A 4,236-nucleotide genomic window follows, 5' to 3' on the forward strand; every position below is an offset into this window, starting at 1 on the left:
CTGTCGGTGAGAGGATCTCTCACCGACAGGACGCGACCCCTCGCGCGCCTCAGGGCTCAGTACTCGACGACCACGCGGCCCTCGATCTTGCCCTTCTGCATCTCGTCGAGGATGGCGTTGACGTCCTCGAGCGGGCGGGTGCTGTAGGTCGGGTGGATCAGACCCCGGGCGTAGAAGTCCAGGGCCTCGACCATGTCCTGGCGCGTGCCCACGATCGAGCCGCGGATCGTCAGGCCCTTGAGCACGATGTCGAAGATCGGCGCGGGGAAGTCCCCGGGCGGCAGGCCGTTGAACACGATGGTCCCGCCGCGGCGGACCATGCCGATCGCCTGGCCGAAGGCGGCCGGGTGCACGGCCGTCACCAGCACGGCGTCCGCGCCGCCCGGGATCTGCGCGAGCACGGCCTCCGCCGGGTCCTCCGCGAACGCGTTGACGGTGATCTCCGCCCCGTGCGTGCGGGCGAGGGCGAGCTTGTCGTCGGCGACGTCGACGGCCGCGACCCGCAGGCCCATGGCCACCGCGTACTGCACGGCCAGGTGCCCCAGGCCGCCGATGCCGGAGATCACGACCCACTCCCCGGGCCGTGCCTCGGTCATCTTCAGGCCCTTGTAGACGGTGACCCCGGCGCACAGCACCGGCGCCACCTCGTACGGGTCGGCGCCCTCGGGGATGCGCGCGGCGAAGCGGGCGTCCACCAGCATGTACTGGCCGAAGGACCCGTCGATGCTGTAGCCGCCGTTGACCTGCTCCTCGCACAGCGTCTCCCAGCCGGTGCGGCAGTTGCGGCAGTGCCCGCAGGCGGAGGCCAGCCAGGCGTTGCCCACCAGGTCGCCCTCCCGCAGCTCCGTGACCCCGGGGCCGAGGGCCACGACCGTGCCCACGCCCTCGTGGCCCGGGACGAACGGCGGGGTGGGCTGGACCGGCCAGTCGCCGTGGGCGGCGTGCAGGTCGGTGTGGCACACGCCGGTCGAGATCAGCCGCACGAGGACCTGGCCGGGCCCGGGGTCGGGGACGGGGAGGTCCGTGACCTCGAGGGGCGCGCCGAAGGCGGTGACGACGGCGGCGGTCATGGTGGCGGGGACCGCGGCGGTCGCGGACTCCTGGACGGTCGGGGCGTGCTGGGTGTTCATGGTGCTCCTTCGGGACGTGGCCGGCGCTGACGTGGCCGGGACCGACGAGGGCGGGACGGGACGGTCGGCTCGGGGCGGGATCCGCCCGGAGGCCTAGAAGAAGCCCTGGGCGTCCTCGGAGTAGGAGACCAGCAGGTTCTTGGTCTGCTGGTAGTGGTCGAGCATCATGAGGTGGTTCTCGCGGCCGATGCCCGAGGACTTGTAGCCGCCGAACGCCGAGTGGGCGGGGTAGTTGTGGTACTGGTTCACCCACACGCGCCCGGCCTCGATGTCCCGGCCGGCGCGGTAGGCCAGGTTGCCGTTGCGGGCCCACACTCCGGCGCCGAGGCCGTAGAGGGTGTCGTTGGCGGTGGCCATGGCGTCGGCGTAGTCGGTGAAGCGGGTCACCGACAGGACGGGGCCGAAGATCTCCTCCTGGAAGATGCGCATCGAGTTCTCGCCCTCGAACACGGTGGGGGAGACGTAGAAGCCCTCGGCGAGGTCGCCGTCCAGGACGTTGCGCTCGCCGCCCACGAGCACCTTCGCGCCCTCCTGCCGGCCGATGTCGATGTACGAGAGGATCTTCTGCAGCTGGTCGTTGGAGGCCTGCGCGCCGACCTGCGTGTCGAGGTCCAGCGGGTTGCCCTGGACCATGCCCTTCACGCGCTCGACGCCGTCCGCGAGCAGCCGGTCGTAGATCGAGCCCTGGATCAGCGCCCGCGAGGGGCAGGTGCAGACCTCGCCCTGGTTGAGGGCGAAGAACGCGAAGCCCTCCAGGGCCTTGTCGTAGAAGGAGTCCTGGGCCGCGGCGACGTCCTCGAAGAAGATGTTCGGGGACTTCCCGCCCAGCTCCAGGGTCACCGGGATGATGTTCTGGGACGCGTACTGCATGATGAGCCGGCCGGTGGTGGTCTCCCCGGTGAAGGCGATCTTGCGGATCCGCGGGCTCGAGGCCAGCGGCTTGCCGGCCTCCACTCCGAAGCCGTTGACCACGTTGACCACGCCCGGGGGCAGGATGTCCGCGAGCAGCTCCATGAGCACCATGATCGAGGCCGGGGTCTGCTCGGCCGGCTTGAGCACCACCGCGTTGCCCGCGGCCAGGGCCGGGGCGAGCTTCCACACGCCCATGAGGATCGGGAAGTTCCAGGGGATGATCTGGCCGACCACGCCGAGGGGCTCGTGGAAGTGGTAGGACGTGGTGTTGTCGTCGAGCTGGGAGAGGGTGCCCTCCTGGGCGCGGATCGCGCCGGCGAAGTAGCGGAAGTGGTCGATGGCCAGGGCGATGTCCGCGTTGATGGTCTCGCGCACGGGCTTGCCGTTGTCCCAGGTCTCGGCCACGGCGAGCATCTCGAGGTTCTGCTCCATCCGGTCGGCCACCCGGTGGAGCACCAGCGCCCGCTCGGCGACCGGGGTCTTCCCCCAGACCGGGGCCGCGGCCCACGCGGCGTCCAGGGCGGCGTCGATGTCCTCGGCGGTGCCGCGGGCCACCTCGGTGAAGGGCTTGCCGTTGACCGGGGAGACGTTCTCGAAGTACCGGCCCTGCACGGGCGGCACCCACTGCCCGCCGATCCAGTGCTCGTAGCGGGGCTTGAAGGAGACCTTCGAGCCGTCGGTGCCCGGCTGCGCGTAGACGGTGGTGAGGGACTGGGTTTCAACGCTCATGGTGACGTGCTCCTGGTGCGTGACGGTGCGGGTGCCACGAGCGCGGTCCGGACCGGACCGCGCCGTGAGGTGATGCGCATCACACTAGGCCGGGCCGCGTTGCACGCACGTTGCACGCCGCCGGCACAGGGCGCCGTCGCCGGTCAGCGGCGCAGCCGCTCCAGCTCGAGGACCGCCTCGGCGCGGGCCGGGGAGCGGGGCGGCAGCAGCCGCAGCAGCAGCGCCCAGGCCTCGCCGTCGTCGGCCGCCTCCGGCAGCGCCAGGTACTCGCGCACGGCCCCGGCCGAGCCGTCGGTCAGGACGGCCTCGCGCAGCAGCCCGGCAAGGCGGTGGCGCAGCGCCACGAGGGACGGCGCCTCGGAGCGCGGCAGCAGCGCCCCGGTGTACTCGCGCAGCGCGCGCCGGTGCGAGCCCCGGGCGAGCAGTTCGAGCACCCGGCCCGCGTCCGAGGGCAGGGGCGACTCGAGCCGGTAGGGGCGCGAGGCGATCGCCGGTCCGCCGTGGGACCCGAGCAGCCGGCGCAGCCGCAGGACCTCGGCGCGCACCGTGGTCTCCTGGGCGCGACCGGCCCACAGCTGCTCCGAGAGCTCCGCGGTGCTCAGCCCGGAGCCGGTGCGGGAGAGGGCCAGGAGGATCTCGGCGTGGCGCTCGGTGAGCTCCAGGGCCCGCCCGTCCAGGACCAGGGCCGGCGGGGCGTCGCCGAGCACGCGCAGGAACGCGCCGCGGGCGGGGGCCACGAGGGGGGCCGCGGCGGGAACCGCGGCGGACTCCGCCCCGGTCCGGCCGGCCGCCCGCAGGGCGAGGGCGAGCTCGGCGCGGGCGGCGCGCACCGCCGCGCCGACCAGCGCCCGGGTGGCCGGTGCGGCGGCGGCGTCCCCGCCCGTCAGGTCCACGGCCCCGAGCAGCGCCCCCGTGAGGGGGTGCAGCAGCGGGGCGGCCGTGCAGGACCAGGGCCGGGCCTCGGGGTAGAAGTGCTGCTCGCGGTGCACGGTCACGGGCCGGCGCAGGACCAGGGCCGTGCCGGGGGCGTTGGTGCCCACGGCGGGCTCCGACCAGTCGGCGCCCTCGACGAAGCCCATGGCCTCCGCACGGCGCCGCGTCGGCGCGCTGCCCCGGACCCGCAGCAGCACGCCGGCGGGATCCGTGACGGCCACCACCAGCCCGGTGTCCTCGGCCAGCGGGGTGAGCAGCTCGTCGAGCACGGGCATCAGCAGCCGCAGCGGGGAGCGGGCCTCCCGGACGTCGGAGCCGTCCAGCACGATCCTCGGGGTGCAGCTCTCGGGGGCCGAGAGGTGGTCCAGGGACCGGGCCCAGGACAGGCGCAGCATCGGGTCCGTCGTCGGTCCGTCCGCCGCTGCGCCCACGCGCCGCCCCCCGTTCCGTGCTGTGACCCAGCTCTCGTCCGGCTCCCAGGGTAGCGGGGAACAGGTCCGGGAACAGCGGGGGGCGGGGAACCGGCCGAATG

Annotated in this window: 3 protein-coding genes; all 3 read right to left on the reverse strand. The window is 73.7% G+C overall.

All coding sequences use genetic code 11. The annotated features are described in order from the left end of the window. Positions 1–56 precede the first annotated feature (56 nt). Entirely contained in the window at positions 57–1,130 is a 1,074-nt protein-coding gene (adhP, locus tag ACFU0Y_RS17385) for an alcohol dehydrogenase AdhP (protein ID WP_380216092.1), read from the reverse strand. Between the two features lie 93 nt (positions 1,131–1,223). After that, positions 1,224–2,771 carry an aldehyde dehydrogenase family protein gene (locus tag ACFU0Y_RS17390; RefSeq protein ID WP_380216094.1) on the reverse strand — a complete coding sequence of 516 codons (1,548 nt, stop codon included), beginning with the start codon at positions 2,769–2,771 and terminating at the stop codon, positions 1,224–1,226. Positions 2,772–2,914: 143 nt separating this feature from the next. Beyond that, on the reverse strand, positions 2,915–4,099 hold the full coding sequence (locus ACFU0Y_RS17395; protein ID WP_380216096.1) for a transcriptional regulator: 1,185 nt from the start codon (positions 4,097–4,099) through the stop codon (positions 2,915–2,917). Positions 4,100–4,236 lie beyond the last annotated feature (137 nt).

The organism is Kocuria sp. NPDC057446, assembly GCF_042802875.1.
Classification (GTDB): Bacteria; Actinomycetota; Actinomycetes; order Actinomycetales; family Micrococcaceae; genus Kocuria.